This window comes from Paenibacillus sp. JNU01, assembly GCF_059130585.1.
Genome location: NZ_CP169723.1, coordinates 1,110,798 through 1,126,329, shown reverse-complemented (window position 1 = coordinate 1,126,329; position 15,532 = coordinate 1,110,798). Strand labels below are relative to the sequence as shown.

The window sequence follows — 15,532 nt, the reverse complement described above, 5'->3', positions numbered from 1 at the left end:
GTCGGTAACGCTATTTTTTTGTAGAAAATAATTACATATGGGATTCAAAAAGTAACTATTCTGTTACCAAATATATAGCGGATACCTGGCCCAAACACTTTTAGATTATTCAATATTCTTACACGTGCTTATACATGTTGAATCCATTTGGTAAGAATTACTACAAGTTCAGGTTACAAAATTGTGATATATTGAACTCTGCCGAAACTTCCGGACAGGGAGTGCGGGGGATGTAACGATGCAGATAGTGCAGGGGGAAGATCTACAGCACACTGCTTGGGGTGAATTAGGGGTACATATCGTTTCAAATGTAATGATGGACCTATAGGGTGGGCTCCTCATCCGAATCCGACAACTAACTTCGCAGGCACAATGAGGGAGGAAGACCATGATTAACAAGAAACGTATAGCCAAAACAGCAGTAGCATTAATGACAACAGCAATGCTCATTCAAGCCGTTCCGGCTCACGCCGATTCAGTTCATGTGGCCAAAGAGGGGGATACCTTCTACACCTTATCGAAACAATACGGAGTATCAATGAACACGTTAGTTAAAGCAAACAATGACATTTCGCCTTACAACATTTATGGTGGTTTGAAAATTACGATTCCCGGTAAGGCAAACAATGTAGCTGCCGCGGCGACGGAGAGCAAGACCCAAGCCAAAACGGTTACGACAGCAAGCTTGGACGTTAACACAGATAACAAAGTGGTTCAAGCGTGGGGTAAAACATTTGATTACAGTAAAACTGTGAACGTGAAAGCAACAGCATACTCTGCAGATCCGTCTGAAAATGGAGGATGGGGTGCGGTCGATTATTTCGGAAATGACCTTGAACTGGGTACGATTGCAGTAGATCCTAGTGTCATTCCTCTTGGAACCAAAGTACTGGTAACGGGTCACAGCCATCCAGGATTGCCAAAACAGGCTTTTGTGGCTACAGCACGTGATGTGGGCGGTGCAATCAAGGGTCACCGGATTGATATCTTTATCCCTGGTAGCAAACAGTCGGTAAGCACATTTGGTTTTCAGGATATCGAGCTGTACATTCTGAAGTAGAGCGTAAATTTCATTTAAACTGAATTCAAACAGGGTGTCTGCCAGTCGCTAACTTGCGATTGAACAGCACCCTTTTAATATTTCCATGATTACCTAACACGGTTATTCTATTCTTTCGCCTTCGGTAATCCCAGCATTTCGTCCAAGGTGACCAGTTCATATCCCCGGTTACGCAGTTCCTCAATAATTTCAGGCAAAGCCTCAATCGTGCCATTCAGATTCGATCCAACACCGCCTCCTGCATGTTGTAGAACGATGGAGCCAGGTTTTACAGCAGACAGGATGTTATCTTTCACCTTTTCCTTGGAAAGACCTTTCCAGTCCAGAGAGTCAACGTTCCAGTTCACAATACTATAATGTTGTCTGGCAGCCCATTGCAGCTGTTCTTCATTAATGTCTCCATACGGAGGTCGAATCATCTTGGGCGTATATCCCGCCAAATGGCGAATGATATCCCCGGTATGTAAAATTTGTTTGCGGAAGGCATTCATCGACAGCTTACTGAACTCCGGATGATTGTAGCTGTGATTGCCAACGATGTGCCCTTCCTTAACAATCCTTTTTACCAAATCGGGGTGCTTCTCAGCACGACTACCAACGATGAAAAACGTAGCTCTGACTTTATACTTTTTCAACAGATCCAACACCTGCGGAGTAAACCGTGGATCGGGCACATCATCAAATGTTAACGCAACCTGTTTAGTTGAAGGACCATTAGTTTTGAACGTATCGGCATATTTCTGACGTAACTGTCCCAATGTTAATTGTTCTTCTTCCACGGAATCAGTATTGGATACCGATTCACTTGGCGGGTCTGAAGCATCCCGTGATGAAGCTGATGGTGCTTGATATCCGCCTAGAAAAACAACGATAACCATCAGCATAATGAGGCGTACGCGCATAATAACAGCCTCCTTTTCCAAAATGACGTTCTCTATGGTATGCCCGTGGACTTGAGAAAATATGCGCAGTGTGAGAAGTTTCATTGCTGATTTAACTCATGACAGCCATAATTCCTCCATATATAACATATAGAAAAGGAGCGGTGGAATAGCCATGAGTACATATGATTTGAAATCGATACGTTTACAGGTGATTGAAGCAGGAGAGGATAAGGTTTTTCTCGTTACGGGAGGAAAAGCTCATATTGGCGCTGTAGCCACGTTCTATGTGGAAGATGAGCGGGTCAGCGGCACGACAGTCCATATTCCGGGACATAAGGAACAAGAACTGTGTGAGCGGCTTGCCCGAAAGGCTGCCCAACAATTAAAAATGACCGTTACGGTAATTATGGGTATCCATTTTGATTCCATTACACGGATGCAGATCGATGAAATCGTGCAGACTGCAGAGAGGCTAATGGAGGATCATCTGAGCAAGGATAAACGATCTTCCTAATATAAAGAGCAATCGCATGTTTTAATTTTATTTGCTAAAATTGAAACGAGTTGTAGATTGTTACGTATGTATGTTTATATACGATGTAATATCGACTAGGAGGAATAACATAATGTCCATTTTCAAACGTTTACGTGATCTAACCATGTCTAACATCAACGCTATTATTGACAAGGCAGAAGACCCAATCAAGATGACGGACCAATATATCCGTGACATGCAAGAGGATCTGGAAGATGCGGAGAAAGCAGTAGCGCAACAGATCGCCATTGAGAAGAAATTCAAGCAGTTATTCGAAGAGCAGGAAGCTCTAGTGAAAAAACGTGAAGAGCAGGCGCATACGGCGGCACGTGCTCAAAACTTGGATCTGGCCCGCAGGGCTTTGGAAGAGAAAAAAGCAGCCGAAGAGAAGATGACTGAGTACAAAACCAGTTATGATCAAAACAAGGCTTCAGCAGATAACCTGCGTGGCAAGCTGGACGAAATGCGTAAGCAACTGACTCAAATGAAGAACAAACGGGAAACACTGGTAGCGCGCTACAATGCAGCAAAAGCCCAAACGGAAATCAACAAAGCGTTGAATGGATTTGGCTCCGATACTGCAAGTGCGGGTATGAAACGCATGGAAGAGAAAATGATGCAGATGGAAGCACAGGCAGAAGCAAGCAACGAGATGTCTTCCAAAGGCAAATCGCTTGATGAAGAGTTCGAGAAGTTGGGTAAAGATCAGGCTGTTGAAGATGAACTCGCAGCATTGATGAAACAGTACGATAATAAGAATTAATACCTTGGTTGTCAGCAGGGTTAACCAGCGGAGGAGAAGAATGTTTCTCCTTCGCTTTTAAATGCGGTTCATGTTGAGATGTGGGGGCTGTGTAAATGGATTTGAACATTTTGGCGATGCTGGTCTGGACGGTATCTGGTTCGGTTTTGCTGTTTGTCTTGATGTACGTCGATTCACTGTTCACGAAATATAAGGATTTTGCTGAAGTTAAGGCTGGCAACATGGCGGTTACCACTCGTATGGTGATGAAATTATTTGCACAAGGTTATGTACTTGCTACGTCCATTTCTACGGCTGGTCATCTTGGAGAAGCGTTGTTGGTGTCCGTGGTATCCTTTATCATTTTGTTGATTCTGGAGAGTGTCGTTCACTTTATGATTCGCAGATGGGCCAATCTCGATCTGGATACAGGAATTCAGCAAGGTAAGACAGGATATGGGTTGTTCTCTGGCGCTTTACATATCGTGGGCGCACTGATTATTGCAGCTTGTTTATAAGATAAGGAACAGGAGTAATTCTCATGAGTGTATGGAAACGAATTAAAGGAATACTAACGAAACCTGAACCACCGCAGGCAGAGAAAACCATGCTTCAGCTTGCACCTGGTGATATCTGTGAGGTTTCTCTCGTCACTTATGAAGTCGTTGGTCGGGTACAAAATCGCGCTCGAAATGCAGTTGTGCTCACGCTGCAGGATGGTACCGCATTTCGATATTTGCATATCGAAGAACGGGAACTCACACGTTACGCCCTATATACACCCATTGATGGCAGGCTTGATGCACCTGATGAAGTACCTACATTGTTGGATCTGGATGGACGCGCATATCATCTGGAGGAAGAGTATGGAGGAATGGTGTCAACAGCAGGCAGAACACCGTATGGCCAGGCTGGGGAACAATTGGTATGGCAGTATCAGTCCGATGATAATATGCTTCTTCGCGTGGAGTGGCAAGACAGAAGATTTACACTGTATGAGGGTGAGTCCATTCTTCCTGCGGATATCAAAGTGATTCGTTCGAGCTAGGAGAGGTTCCAATGAAAAAACGCTTGGCACATGGATTAAAATTAATGCTGGTCCTCAGCCTTGTGATGTCTCTGTTGTCCGCGTGCGGAGCACCTTCTGTTCAGGACACATACCCGCTTGAATCGGTTAACGGCAGTGGTAACTCAACGTCGTATGTGTACCGGGCTTCGGACCGCACCGTTCCGGAAGTGGCTCAGGAATTGTCTGACCAAAGGCAACCGGATCAGATCTCGGCAGAGAACACAGAGCGTATGTTCCTCGTGTATCAGGACGAGTATTATCACCTGCAACAAGACCCGAACAAGCCGGAGGATACCTTGGTTGAGGTGGACTCCAAAGAATATGTTCGACAGAACTACGATTCATCTTTTCTACAAGGCTACCTGACCGCTACATTAATTGGTAATCTTTTTGATTCGTTTGGCGGGCGAGGTTATGGCAATTATCGGGGATATACCAATAAAGATACGTATAAACCGAGTGCAGGATCTTACCGTGCGCCAACAAGCAATGACAAGAAGCTTGCACCACCTATTACTGTCGATCGGAAAGGTACGATTACAAGGCGCGGAAGTGATAAAGATTCAAGTGTGGGATCTGGCGGAGGATTATTCAACCGCAACAAGGATCAGAGCAAGGGAACCATTGATCGCAACAAAAGCAGTGGTGGTCTGGGCGGGTTGTTTGATTCACCCAAAAAATCCTACAAAAAACCGAAAACTAGAGTGGGCGGCGGCCGCATTATGAGGCGTAGATAATAATCTAATCCTAAGCGTGGTAACCAACCCTCAAATAGTCCAATTCATAAGAACAGTGAAAAGGTAAGGCGGATTTATCTCTGCCGGCACATTTACCTTGGAGCTGTTCTTTTTGGTTTACGATTTGCGAACATGGTTGGATTTACGTACACGGGGAATGGTTGAAGCAGGTTGTTTGCGAATCCAGCGGATAAATGGAACCATTCGTTCATCCTGTCTCAAGGACTGCAGATCCGTAAGACCAAGCGTTACAATATCGCGATTGGTATATAGCGAATGGATCTGTTTGTGACAAGGGATGCACAAGTTGGCCGTAGGCAGAAAGGTTCCTCCCATTTCTTTGGGTGTCAGATGATGAACGGTCGTGTCTACAGGTTCTCTTCCGCATAGTTCACATTGGTCATTCATGATGATTACCTCCTTTTGTAAATTATATTATGGGCAGACAAGAGTCCTTTCATGTTAAATATAAGGTCGACGAATGTTACACCTGTATGAAAATAAGATTTTGTCACAGGATTCAATTAACTGATGTGCTTGTTATCTTACAGCATTCGGGCTACACTTTCTTAAAAGATGATATGTCTCTAGGAGGTAAGAATACTTTTGAAACTGAACTCACATTCACATGATATGACAACTGCCAAGTTCAACCGTACAGCTGTACAGGTCCCGGATGCTCAAGCCAAAGTAGCAGCACACGTAAATTCAGGCTCTATAGAGAAAGTTCACCTTGAGTCTGCCCATGGACGTACTCTTGCAGAGAGCATTCAGGCACCTCATCCGTATCCATTCTTCCGGAGATCAGGCATGGATGGATTCGCAATTATAAGTACAGATACCATAGAAGCATCGAGTGATCATCAAGTTTGGTTTCGTGTAATTGATGAAATTCCTTGCGGCTACACCTCGGACCAGACCATTGTGTCAGGTACGACCGCTCGCATTATGACGGGTGCACAGGTTCCGGAAGGTGCAGATGCGGTAGTTATGATGGAGATGACGGAGAGCAAGATTGAGAACGGGGAACAGTGGATTGCATTGAAACGGCACATATTGTCGGGTGCTAACATCACACCAATCGGACTGGAAGTCAAAGAGGGACAGCAACTGCTGGAAGCAGGAACAATCATCAGAGCAGGAGAACAGTCCGTGTTAGCTACTTTTGGCATAGCAGAAGTTCCCGTCTTCCAACGTCCAAAGGTGGCTATATTCGCAACAGGTACGGAGTTGCTTGATGTGGATGAGCCATTACAACCAGGTCGGATTCGCAACAGTAACAGTTACATGCTGCGCTCTCTGGTCGTTGAAGCCGGTGGAGAGCCTGTGATGTATGGTTCAATTGCGGACGATGTGAATACGGCAAGAGCCAAACTGGAAGAAGCCATTCAAGATAATGATATCGTAGTGACCACAGGTGGTGTCTCTGTCGGAGATTATGATATTATGGGCGAACTTGTGCTGGAAGAACATGTGGAGATGTTGTTTAACAAAGTGACGATGCGACCAGGAAGTGTAACCACAGCTGCTGTATATAAAGATAAATTACTTTTTGCACTTTCGGGTAACCCGGGGGCTTGCTTTGTGGGTTTTGGTCTCTTTGTTCGCCCAACCATTCGTTCCATGCAGGCGGATGCTCATCCTTATTTGGAAGAATGGACTGCAATTTTGGAAGAAGAATACACGAAAGTGAACAATTTTACACGGTTCGTACGTGGACGTATAGAGATCCGCAACGGAATGGTGTACGCGATACCGGCTGCTTCCCGTGTAGATGAGTCCAGTGTGATGATCACCATTAAGGACAGTGATTGCCTGATTGTTGTTCCACCTGAGAAAAAAGGTATTCCTGCGGGCGAGCAGGTACGTATTCTTAAACTGCCCACAGGTCATGTGAGGTAGTTGATCGATGACGACAATGAGTAATACAAAACCACATATTATACAGATTGTCGGATACAAAAATACGGGCAAGACAACCCTGGCAGCCGCATTGATCGGGCACTTTTCTTCCATGGGACTTAAGGTAGCGGCGATTAAGCATGATGGACACGATCATTTTGAGATGGATCAACAAGGAACGGATTCATATCAATTTGGCGAGGCAGGGGCCGCGGCTGTGGTTGTCATGTCAGAGAAACGTACTGCAATTATGGAAAGAAAAGCAACCAGGTTGGAGGATATGTTAAGTCATCTGTCCGGGTATGATTGGATTTTGATCGAAGGATTCAAGGATACTTCTTATCCCAAATTCGTGATGGTTCGAGAAGACAAGCATCTGACCTTGGTTGATCAGCTTGAAGGGGTAGTGGGTATAATCTCATGGTTATCTTCAGAGAAGTTTATGGAGCTGAGCATCGTAAGCAGAGATATGACTTGGTACTCCGTTCATGAAACGCAGGAGATAGCCCAATCGTTGTTAGAGAGGGTCAAGAGCGAATGAGTAGTTCGTGGGTAAGGTAGGAGAAATGTTACAACGTAATATTTATTATGTAAACTAAAATTGTTTAGAAAATCACTTCGGAACAAGATACATCTATATTAGCAAAAGAATTCATCAAAAAAGCAGCAGGCATTTCTCGGATCCTCATCCTTGAAGCGCTTTGCTGCTTTATGTTGTTTAAGATGTTACATCCCGTCGTCCGTACGACGTTCGATGGCTTCGGACATCGTTTTGTCAGTAAGGTGAGCATAGATCTCGGTTGTTTCCGTAGAAGCATGTCCAAGCTGCTCCTTGGTTTTGTAGATATCATTTTGCAAATAATAGTCGGTTGCGAATGAGTGTCGCAATTTGTGCACGGTCAAGTAGGGTTTGCCAAAACGTTTGGCATATTTCATGATCATGGCCTGAATCGCTCTTTTGGTCATTCGGCTTCCTTCTGAATCTCCGTTACGCAAAGCAATGAACAGACCTTTCTCCCGCTTGGGCGTACGGTAACGTGATTGCCGCAAGTTCATATAGTTCGCGAGTTCGTCCTTGGCCTGTTCCCTGAAATAAACGGGTGTTTTGTACGTCTCATCATTATTACCTTTACGATATACATACAGGAGTTTGTTGTTCAGATCGAGGTCATCGACGTTCAGGTTCACAACTTCCGATACTCGTAAACCTGAATTGAGAATCAGGCTGGCAATGCAGGCATCCCGTTCTTTGTTGAGCTCATGGGAATATAATGCCTGCTTGTTCTTCTCCATATCGACAGCATAACCTTCAAGGATATATCCGATAAATTCCAGCAGTTCCTCTTCCTCCAGAATTTTACCTTTGAGTTTGGCAGCGGTGTCTTTGGGTTTATGGGTTCGTTTGATCTCGATTTTGGCCATAATGTTCCGCTTCAGCAAAGGGTAGAAGTCTTCATCTTCCGCAATCTGGCTCAGGTAATGAAAAAGAGAGCGAAGGGAAGAGAGTTTGCGAGAGACGGTGATTCTAGAATTGGTTCCTTCCCGTTTGGTTGTGAGAAATAACCGATAGGCGGTAACCGAATCCATGCGCAGGACTTCCAGTTCATTCAACGTTACATCTTTATTAGAGCTTGCCTCGGACAGCCCTTCTGCTCGCAACCAACCGAAGAAAGCCTCATAATCTCTCAGATATTCGAGCAGGGTAGAGGGGGACAGGTCAGGTAGCTTGTAGTCCATGAATTGCTGAACGAACCAAGGCATGGAAGGTAGTTTATCATCCAGCTTGCGTCGATCAATCTCTTTTTGCACGTTGGTCAAGTTCGACACCTCCATGTGAAAAAACATATAAATTAATAATCAATCTAATCGTATTCTATTCTCTAGTGTACCATAATTTACATGCTCACAGCTTGTTCACCAAAGTAGGCGTAAGTATGGGATGCTTCCTTGCCCTTCGGCGCGTAAACCTTTAAAGTAATCAGTATACGTAGAGCAGAGGAGGTGAACCGGATGAATATGAAAATAGAGCTGGTTCCCCGTGAACGCAGTCAGGTGATTCGGCATTTAATGCAATTTTATCTCTATGATTTTACCAAATATCTGAATATTGATGTGGACAGTAACGGCATTTTTCCTGAATATCCCGGTCTAGAGGCATTCTGGACAGAAGAAGACCGCAAATTTCCTTTTTTGATTACAAGTGATGGGGCACCTGCAGGGTTTGCTCTGGTGGAGAAATTGGAACCTGGAAGCAAGGATAATGACTACTATTTGACTGAGTTTTTTGTGATGCAAAAATATCGGCGCAGTGGCGTGGGCACTCGGGCAGCCTATGAGTTGTTTAAACGTTTTCCAGGAAGGTGGAAAGTGACTCAGGTTCGTAACAATGTCATTGCACAGGCGTTTTGGCGAAAAATTATAGGAGATTATACGGGAGGCCGTTTTCGAGAGAAATTCCATCCGGAACTAGGTAATCCAAGCCAGTATTTTGTAACCTGATCCCAATCGGGATTTACTTACATATAAAGCATTCTGCTTAAATGAAGAATTTAATGAAGGAGTGAGTGACATGAACGTACCCACATTCCATCTCGATGGACAGACAGCACTGGTGACAGGTGCAGGGAGAGGGATCGGAAAAGCAATTGCGATTGGACTTGCCCAGTCAGGCAGTGACGTTGTACTTGTATCCCGAACAATGAAAGAAATTGAGGAGACAGCCGCTTACATTTATGAACAGACAGGGCGTAAAGCGCTTGCTCTAACTGCAGACGTGACTTCAAGAGAACAAATGGAAGAGACGTTTCAAGAGGCGATCTCGGAGATGGGGAGTCTTGACATTCTGGTGAATAACGCAGGTATGAACATACGGACACCAGCACTTGAAGTTACGGACGAGCAGTGGGAAACCATCATGCAGACAAACTTAAAATCCGCTTTTTTTGCTTCGCAATTGGCGGGTCAGCATATGAAGGAGCGCGAGGGTGGGAAGATCATCAATATCTCTTCGGTAGGCGGCCACACAGCTCTACGAACAGGTGTCGTATATGGTGCGACCAAAGCTGCATTGATTCATATGACCAAAGTTCTCGCATTGGAATGGGGGAAATATGGCATCCGTGTCAATTCAGTGGGACCATGGTATTTCCGAACACCGCTGACCGAAAAACTGCTGGATGATCCCCAGTATTTGCAGGAAATTGTGAGCCGCACACCGCTACAGCGAGTGGGTGAACTGGAGGAAGTGGTAGGACCGGTTGTGTTCCTAGCATCAGATGCAGCGGGATATATCACAGGTCAGACGTTATTGGTTGACGGTGGCATGTCCATCTACGGATTTTAGATGAGTTAAGTTGGTAAAAGTCCAAAAAAGTGGGTGGCATCTCCAACACATGGGTAATAACATAAGGGATGTTAAGCTATATTTCTATTTATCTGGTACCCAATTCATTGAACTTGGAGGAAGATAACCATGGAAACGCGTAATTACGGAAACACAGGTATGCAAGTAAGCACACTAGGATTCGGTGGGTCGGAGATCCGGAATTCATCCAGAGGCGATGTTGAAAAATTGCTGAATAGTGCCTTGGATGCGGGATTAAATGTGATTGATACGGCTGAATGTTATGGTGACAGCGAGGAATTAATCGGTGAGGTCCTGTCACATCGGCGTGATGACTACTATTTGTTCACCAAATGTGGACATGCTGCCGGGATTGATGGTCCGGATTGGGATGCTAAAGTACTGACGCAGACAATTGATCGTAGTCTGAAGCGGTTGAAAACGGACTATGTGGATGTTATCCATTTGCATAGCTGTTCTGAAGAAGTTCTTCGACAAGGAGCAGTAATTGAAGTACTGCAACGTGCCAAGGAAGCAGGAAAGACCCGATTTATCGGATATAGTGGGGATACAACAGATGCGCTGTATGCGATTCAGACCGGAGTATTTGATAGCCTGGAGACTTCATTAAATATAGCAGATCAGGAAGCGATTGAACTGACATTGCCCGAGGCGAGAAAGAGAAATATGGGGGTAATCGCCAAAAGGCCCATAGCTAATGTGGCCTGGACGTTTGAAACGCTCTCCGAAGAAGCATATCCTTATGTATATTGGAAGCGTTTAAGCGAGCTTAAATATGGTTTTCTGGGTGAAGATGCCCGGGCAGCGGTAGAAACTGCACTGCGTTTTACACTAAGTACGGAAGGTGTAGATACAGCGATTGTAGGAACAGCCAAGCCCAATCGCTGGCAGCAAAATGCTGACCTTGTGGCCAAAGGGCCACTACCACAGGAATTATATGATGAGATTAGAGCACGATGGAAAGAAATCGCCGGAGCAGATTGGCCTGGCCGGACTTAATAAAATGCATATATTTTAGGGAGTCGCCATTTTGGCGGCTTTTTTTATACCCTACATAAAATATTTTCAACATATGAAAAATTCACAATGGATTCGGAACAGAGGCTGCGAAAACTTCAGGCAATCATGTCTAGATCAGCCTAGCCAGAAAACAGGTGAAAAAGGATGAGAAAAAATGAAAAAGAATGAAAAAGAACATTCCCAGGATGGGAACCTTCGTTTTACAAACGACTAAATTTATAAAAAAACGACAAAGCTTTTGAGATCATACGAAAAATATCAAGTCTGCGTTCGATACGAATGAAACAACAACTTTATTATAATATTTCAACATATGAAAAATTCAAAATAGAAAGATCGTTTTTCCCCTTAGTTACCATATCACATAAAGTTTCGTTAACGCTCCAACATGTTTAAAAGGAGTACCGCTCCAAGCGTTAGAAGTCAACAACATTTTTTGCGAATTTTAAATAGGATTGAAAATATTCTTCAGAATGTTGTCTAAAAGTATATAGCTTATATTCATCATCGGATTAAAATAACATATTAAATATTATGTAAACTAACAATAATTCTTTTGGCAATACGGACATAAAACCTCCATGACCTGTAAATCGTAAGGGGAACAGGTTGAAGGAGGAGCTTCATGAAAAGTCAGCAACACCGTAAAAACGACGAAGAAAAACTAAGTTGGGTAAGCCTGTCTTTATTTGGCGCGGGTTGCACACTGGGAACGGGATTTTTTCTAGGAACCAGTCTCGCGATTCATTGGGCTGGCATATCCGTGCTTATATTGTTGGTGCTGGCGGCGGCAGGGACTTACTTTGTATTTGGTGCGCTGGCACAGATGACCGCAGATGACCCAAAGGAAGGTGCTTTTCGAACCTATGCGGGCGAAGCATTCGGACGTTGGGCTGGTTTTGGTAGTGGATGGATGTATTGGTTTTCTGAAATGCTCATCATGGGCAGCTCATTGACTGCACTTGGGCTATTCTCTCAATTCTGGTTTCCCAAGATTCCGCTGTGGGCATTTGTTGCGATCTATGCCGCTATAGGTCTGTTCATTGCAGCACTGGGAGCGAAGGGATTAACCAAAACGGAGAATATCCTTGCTGTAATTAAAATTGCTGCAACGGTTGCATTTATAGCTATAGCAGGAGCAGCTTGTCTGGGGTGGTTACCTGTAAAAGTGACGCCCGAACAATTAAAGAATGAATGGTTCCCTCATGGAGGTATAGGGGTATGGACTGGTTTCATCTATGCATTCTTTGCTTTTGCCGGGATCGAGGTCATGGGCTTGATGGCAGCCAACCTGAAAGAACCAAAAGATGCAGTGAAATCAGGCCGAGTAATGCTATTATCGGTGAGTACACTCTATGTGATTGCCATTGCATTGATCCTATTTATTGTGCCTTCTGCTCAATTGACCCCGGATGAAAGTCCTCTGGTCAAAGCCATGTCAACCATTGGGTTAACCGTAGTAGTTCACATTCTCAACGGAATTCTGATTATTGCCGGATTCTCGACAATGGTGGCTTCGCTATATGCCATTACGTCCATGTTGGTGAAACTCGCAGAAGATGGAGATGCACCTAAGCTGTTCACGAAGACCTGGGGGAAAAAGGACATGCCACTTCAGGCATTGTGTTGCACAGCGGCCGGATTGCTTCTGTCTACGTTGATGGCATTATGGATGCCCAAGAGTCTTTTTGAATATGTGACGACAGCAGGCAGTCTGGTCTTGATGTATACATGGCTACTTATCTGCATCACATACATTAAGAAATTGAAGCCTGTGAAATGGAATCGCATCAAAGTATGGATTGCCATGGTATTCATTGTGGCTGCTGTGGCCGGAACAGCGATGGAAAAAGCCAGCAGAACGGGTCTGCTGGCAAGTGTGGGACTTGTCGTATTTCTTGGGATCATCACATATATTGTTCACAAAGTACGTGGCTCCAAATCGGCACAATCTTCACCATCCAGACCTTAGGATTATTTCGTGAACTTACCTAAAGCTTGCTTCATCCGCATGAAAGGACATTTGGAAGGTGTCTGCTCATCATCAGGCAAGAAATACTGTTTCCATTCCAGATTATCCTGCTGACCATACCACATCAGTGAAGGGTGAGCAGGTACAGCATCATACGCAGCGAGACGTTTGCGAATCAAAGTTTTCATTTTACGGCCTAGAGGCGTGTTGTCGTTAATGGATTCGAATACCCATCGTGGTTGAAAGGCAAACATGAGATAAGGAAAGTGCCGACTAGCTCGGAGTTCATGTGCTGGAGTCGCACAGAAACAAAAATATGGCTCTCCGCCAAAGCAAAACTCCCATGATGAATCATGAGGATCAGTTGAAATATGTTCAGGCCACGGCTCGGTATCGTGTGAACTTACCCGATTAAGCATTTGCCAGAATAACGTCTGATATTGCTCTACCGTTGTATGCTCTTTCAGATCACTTGGCGTCTCACAGATCACAACCATCGAAGCGTATTGACCGGTATCTCTGGAAACAGGGCCATACTGTCTGAGCAGATCGGCCATATCTACAGCAGCCTGTTCTGAACGAGGGTCACACGTAAAGCCGTATCTCAAATGTCCTGACAGAAATCCCATTCGTCCAGGTACACACGGATACGTATTATGTTCATCGGCGATCATCTTGGCAAATTGCGAATAAGCGTCCTGCTGCCAAGATGGAAGACGCTCATATAAATTATTTATTTCGTCGGCACTATACAGCTCCGCCATGAATACCCAACTCCATTCCACATGATACCGTTACAGTATTAATGTGGGGGAAGTTGGGTGACTGTCCAGCCTGATTTTATTGTCAGAAAAAAATGGAACGCACGGCTTCGTACCCGAAATATAAACCAAATCCGATCAGGCAGATTCCCGAAATGATGGAGATCCAGCGCAATACATTCTCACTACTATGTTTGTGGAATCGGCTGGCCATGCCAGCCATAATGACATCCCACACCAGGATACCGATGAATATGCCTGAACTGTAGAGCAGCAAATGGGCCGTGTCGGTATGCTTCACAGTCGTCGCAAGAATGGAGCCGTAGATCCCGAGCCAAAACAAAATATTTAGTGGATTGGACAGGGCCATCAAAAAGCCGGATATAAAAGATTTCTGAACAGTGGCCTCTGCAGTAGATGTACCTTGAATCCCCTGTTTCAGCTTCGAGAGCGTTTCCACTCCCGTGTAAATTAGAATAAAACTACCAAATGACCAGAGAAAAGAGCGCATGAACGGCGTGTCCAGAAAATGGGCAACCCCAAAGTAAATCAGCAGCATATACACCAGATCCGCAAACATGGCACCGAGCCCCAAAATCCATGCATGCATGAATCCATGTCGGGCTCCACGGTCGAGTTGGGCGGCGTTAATCGGACCGATTGGAGCGGACAATGATATTCCCAGAATAATATAACTGAACAGTACAGACATAAACACGTTCACTCCTTAACGGGTTCGATGAATTGTACCAGTCGTCACAGAACATGGGTACAAGTCATCGTATTCCCGCAAGGAGTGAATTAGAACAAGCTGCTTTTTATCGTATTGTATCAAGGCATTGTTTATTCTGTTAAAGTTCCACATCCAATTGGATTGGGGTGCAGTTGTAGCCGTTGCAAGAGCTTTCTTCACAAGGACAAGCGGAGAGCCCAATCGTGAGATCCATTAACGCCTCCATCTCGATATAATCCCCCGCACGAGAATCGGGAGCTACAACATCAATCTTGCCTTCACTGTCTACAACGGACTTCATAAACAAATTAAAGGGATAGTGTTGATCCGGTGGTAAGATCCCAAAGGGTTCCAGTGCCGTGTTCAGATTGTGGTAACAACTGGCGTGATCCTTTTTATCGTATAACACCTCATACATCTCTGGACGACAAGCGGAGTTGAAGAAATCATGTACTCCAACGGTGTCACGAACAATCTTGAGTATTGGTTGATATTGATTGGAATACACATACTGTCCCGGTTTAATTCGGTAAGTACGCAATACGTCCATGGTCACACCGGGGTCCAAGCGATGATTAGCATCTGTAGCATCGTACGCTACAAAATCAATAACTTGTTGTCCCTCCAGATCTGTTATGCGTAGTAAGGAACCTTTGCTTACTTTCAGAGCATATCCCGTTTTGGCAGGGATACGATAAGACTGTTTATGGCGTTGATTCGTATTCATCCGTCACATTCCTCCGCTACTTTTTG

General features: G+C 44.6%; 18 protein-coding genes and 1 riboswitch. Of the genes, 12 read left to right on the top strand and 6 right to left on the bottom strand.

Going from position 1 to position 15,532, the window contains the following annotated elements; genetic code table 11:
- Nucleotides 1-189: 189 nt before the first annotated feature.
- A riboswitch (cyclic di-AMP (ydaO/yuaA leader) is annotated at nt 190-386 on the top strand.
- 2 nt (nt 387-388) lie between these two features.
- Entirely contained in the window at nt 389-1,060 is a 672-nt protein-coding gene (locus NLBNIHML_RS04615) for a 3D domain-containing protein (RefSeq protein ID WP_339234429.1), read from the top strand.
- Between the two features lie 107 nt (nt 1,061-1,167).
- On the opposite strand, the gene NLBNIHML_RS04610 is transcribed toward NLBNIHML_RS04615, so the two are convergent.
- Nucleotides 1,168-1,962 carry a polysaccharide deacetylase family protein gene (locus NLBNIHML_RS04610; protein WP_494353879.1) on the bottom strand — a complete coding sequence of 265 codons (795 nt, stop codon included), beginning with the start codon at nt 1,960-1,962 and terminating at the stop codon, nt 1,168-1,170.
- 154 nt (nt 1,963-2,116) lie between these two features.
- Here NLBNIHML_RS04610 and lpdD point away from each other — a divergent pair, with 154 nt between their 5' ends.
- The 5 genes from lpdD (at nt 2,117) to NLBNIHML_RS04585 (ending at nt 5,027) form a co-directional block, all read left to right on the top strand.
- Nucleotides 2,117-2,458, top strand: a complete 342-nt coding sequence (gene lpdD, locus NLBNIHML_RS04605; RefSeq protein ID WP_339234425.1) for a prenylated flavin chaperone LpdD — start codon at nt 2,117-2,119, stop codon at nt 2,456-2,458.
- 112 nt (nt 2,459-2,570) lie between these two features.
- Entirely contained in the window at nt 2,571-3,242 is a 672-nt protein-coding gene (locus NLBNIHML_RS04600; protein WP_124115240.1) for a PspA/IM30 family protein, read from the top strand.
- Between the two features lie 95 nt (nt 3,243-3,337).
- The gene (locus NLBNIHML_RS04595) at nt 3,338-3,739 is read left to right on the top strand and encodes a DUF350 domain-containing protein (RefSeq protein ID WP_017688100.1); all 402 of its coding nucleotides are present in this window, start codon (nt 3,338-3,340) and stop codon (nt 3,737-3,739) included.
- Nucleotides 3,740-3,762: 23 nt separating this feature from the next.
- A complete protein-coding gene (locus NLBNIHML_RS04590) occupies nt 3,763-4,269 on the top strand; it encodes a DUF4178 domain-containing protein (RefSeq protein ID WP_076317633.1) in 507 nt (168 codons plus the stop codon).
- Between the two features lie 11 nt (nt 4,270-4,280).
- The gene (locus NLBNIHML_RS04585) at nt 4,281-5,027 is read left to right on the top strand and encodes a DUF4247 domain-containing protein (RefSeq protein ID WP_253437105.1); all 747 of its coding nucleotides are present in this window, start codon (nt 4,281-4,283) and stop codon (nt 5,025-5,027) included.
- 117 nt (nt 5,028-5,144) lie between these two features.
- Here the strand turns inward: NLBNIHML_RS04585 and hlpB are convergent, their stop codons facing one another.
- Nucleotides 5,145-5,435 carry an HNH nuclease-like protein HlpB gene (gene hlpB / locus NLBNIHML_RS04580; protein WP_494353878.1) on the bottom strand — a complete coding sequence of 97 codons (291 nt, stop codon included), beginning with the start codon at nt 5,433-5,435 and terminating at the stop codon, nt 5,145-5,147.
- 225 nt (nt 5,436-5,660) lie between these two features.
- Here hlpB and NLBNIHML_RS04575 point away from each other — a divergent pair, with 225 nt between their 5' ends.
- Nucleotides 5,661-6,929 carry a molybdopterin molybdotransferase MoeA gene (locus tag NLBNIHML_RS04575; RefSeq protein WP_494354670.1) on the top strand — a complete coding sequence of 423 codons (1,269 nt, stop codon included), beginning with the start codon at nt 5,661-5,663 and terminating at the stop codon, nt 6,927-6,929.
- Between the two features lie 7 nt (nt 6,930-6,936).
- On the top strand, nt 6,937-7,470 hold the full coding sequence (gene mobB, locus NLBNIHML_RS04570; protein WP_494353877.1) for a molybdopterin-guanine dinucleotide biosynthesis protein B: 534 nt from the start codon (nt 6,937-6,939) through the stop codon (nt 7,468-7,470).
- 185 nt (nt 7,471-7,655) lie between these two features.
- On the opposite strand, the gene xerS is transcribed toward mobB, so the two are convergent.
- Nucleotides 7,656-8,762, bottom strand: coding sequence for a tyrosine recombinase XerS (gene xerS / locus NLBNIHML_RS04565; protein WP_339234415.1), 1,107 nt, complete (start codon nt 8,760-8,762; stop codon nt 7,656-7,658).
- A 177-nt stretch (nt 8,763-8,939) separates the two neighbouring features.
- On the opposite strand from xerS, the gene NLBNIHML_RS04560 reads away from it, so the two are divergent.
- From NLBNIHML_RS04560 to NLBNIHML_RS04545, 4 genes are all read left to right on the top strand, one after another.
- On the top strand, nt 8,940-9,428 hold the full coding sequence (locus tag NLBNIHML_RS04560) for a GNAT family N-acetyltransferase (protein ID WP_017688107.1): 489 nt from the start codon (nt 8,940-8,942) through the stop codon (nt 9,426-9,428).
- Between the two features lie 70 nt (nt 9,429-9,498).
- A complete protein-coding gene (locus tag NLBNIHML_RS04555; protein WP_253437089.1) occupies nt 9,499-10,272 on the top strand; it encodes an SDR family NAD(P)-dependent oxidoreductase in 774 nt (257 codons plus the stop codon).
- Nucleotides 10,273-10,401: 129 nt separating this feature from the next.
- Nucleotides 10,402-11,292, top strand: a complete 891-nt coding sequence (locus NLBNIHML_RS04550; protein ID WP_494353876.1) for an aldo/keto reductase — start codon at nt 10,402-10,404, stop codon at nt 11,290-11,292.
- 646 nt (nt 11,293-11,938) lie between these two features.
- Nucleotides 11,939-13,285, top strand: coding sequence for an amino acid permease (locus tag NLBNIHML_RS04545; RefSeq protein WP_494353875.1), 1,347 nt, complete (start codon nt 11,939-11,941; stop codon nt 13,283-13,285).
- Nucleotides 13,286-13,287: 2 nt separating this feature from the next.
- Here the strand turns inward: NLBNIHML_RS04545 and NLBNIHML_RS04540 are convergent, their stop codons facing one another.
- From NLBNIHML_RS04540 to NLBNIHML_RS04530, 3 genes are all read right to left on the bottom strand, one after another.
- On the bottom strand, nt 13,288-14,049 hold the full coding sequence (locus tag NLBNIHML_RS04540; RefSeq protein WP_342570256.1) for a YqcI/YcgG family protein: 762 nt from the start codon (nt 14,047-14,049) through the stop codon (nt 13,288-13,290).
- 82 nt (nt 14,050-14,131) lie between these two features.
- Nucleotides 14,132-14,758: a LysE family transporter gene (locus tag NLBNIHML_RS04535; RefSeq protein WP_339255804.1), complete on the bottom strand. Its 627-nt coding sequence runs from the start codon at nt 14,756-14,758 to the stop codon at nt 14,132-14,134.
- A gap of 139 nt (nt 14,759-14,897) precedes the next feature.
- Nucleotides 14,898-15,506 carry a DUF1989 domain-containing protein gene (locus tag NLBNIHML_RS04530; RefSeq protein ID WP_339255802.1) on the bottom strand — a complete coding sequence of 203 codons (609 nt, stop codon included), beginning with the start codon at nt 15,504-15,506 and terminating at the stop codon, nt 14,898-14,900.
- Nucleotides 15,507-15,532: the final 26 nt, after the last annotated feature.

What these genes read in the sequence shown, in the direction of transcription:
- NLBNIHML_RS04615 (WP_339234429.1), top strand. Translation starts at nt 389, where the DNA reads ATGATTAACAAGAAACGTATAGCCAAAACAGCAGTAGCATTAATGACA.
- NLBNIHML_RS04610 (WP_494353879.1), bottom strand. Translation starts at nt 1,962, where the DNA reads ATGCGCGTACGCCTCATTATGCTGATGGTTATCGTTGTTTTTCTAGGC.
- lpdD (WP_339234425.1), top strand. Translation starts at nt 2,117, where the DNA reads ATGAGTACATATGATTTGAAATCGATACGTTTACAGGTGATTGAAGCA.
- NLBNIHML_RS04600 (WP_124115240.1), top strand. Translation starts at nt 2,571, where the DNA reads ATGTCCATTTTCAAACGTTTACGTGATCTAACCATGTCTAACATCAAC.
- NLBNIHML_RS04595 (WP_017688100.1), top strand. Translation starts at nt 3,338, where the DNA reads ATGGATTTGAACATTTTGGCGATGCTGGTCTGGACGGTATCTGGTTCG.
- NLBNIHML_RS04590 (WP_076317633.1), top strand. Translation starts at nt 3,763, where the DNA reads ATGAGTGTATGGAAACGAATTAAAGGAATACTAACGAAACCTGAACCA.
- NLBNIHML_RS04585 (WP_253437105.1), top strand. Translation starts at nt 4,281, where the DNA reads ATGAAAAAACGCTTGGCACATGGATTAAAATTAATGCTGGTCCTCAGC.
- hlpB (WP_494353878.1), bottom strand. Translation starts at nt 5,435, where the DNA reads ATGAATGACCAATGTGAACTATGCGGAAGAGAACCTGTAGACACGACC.
- NLBNIHML_RS04575 (WP_494354670.1), top strand. Translation starts at nt 5,661, where the DNA reads ATGACAACTGCCAAGTTCAACCGTACAGCTGTACAGGTCCCGGATGCT.
- mobB (WP_494353877.1), top strand. Translation starts at nt 6,937, where the DNA reads ATGACGACAATGAGTAATACAAAACCACATATTATACAGATTGTCGGA.
- xerS (WP_339234415.1), bottom strand. Translation starts at nt 8,762, where the DNA reads ATGGAGGTGTCGAACTTGACCAACGTGCAAAAAGAGATTGATCGACGC.
- NLBNIHML_RS04560 (WP_017688107.1), top strand. Translation starts at nt 8,940, where the DNA reads ATGAATATGAAAATAGAGCTGGTTCCCCGTGAACGCAGTCAGGTGATT.
- NLBNIHML_RS04555 (WP_253437089.1), top strand. Translation starts at nt 9,499, where the DNA reads ATGAACGTACCCACATTCCATCTCGATGGACAGACAGCACTGGTGACA.
- NLBNIHML_RS04550 (WP_494353876.1), top strand. Translation starts at nt 10,402, where the DNA reads ATGGAAACGCGTAATTACGGAAACACAGGTATGCAAGTAAGCACACTA.
- NLBNIHML_RS04545 (WP_494353875.1), top strand. Translation starts at nt 11,939, where the DNA reads ATGAAAAGTCAGCAACACCGTAAAAACGACGAAGAAAAACTAAGTTGG.
- NLBNIHML_RS04540 (WP_342570256.1), bottom strand. Translation starts at nt 14,049, where the DNA reads ATGGCGGAGCTGTATAGTGCCGACGAAATAAATAATTTATATGAGCGT.
- NLBNIHML_RS04535 (WP_339255804.1), bottom strand. Translation starts at nt 14,758, where the DNA reads ATGTCTGTACTGTTCAGTTATATTATTCTGGGAATATCATTGTCCGCT.
- NLBNIHML_RS04530 (WP_339255802.1), bottom strand. Translation starts at nt 15,506, where the DNA reads ATGAATACGAATCAACGCCATAAACAGTCTTATCGTATCCCTGCCAAA.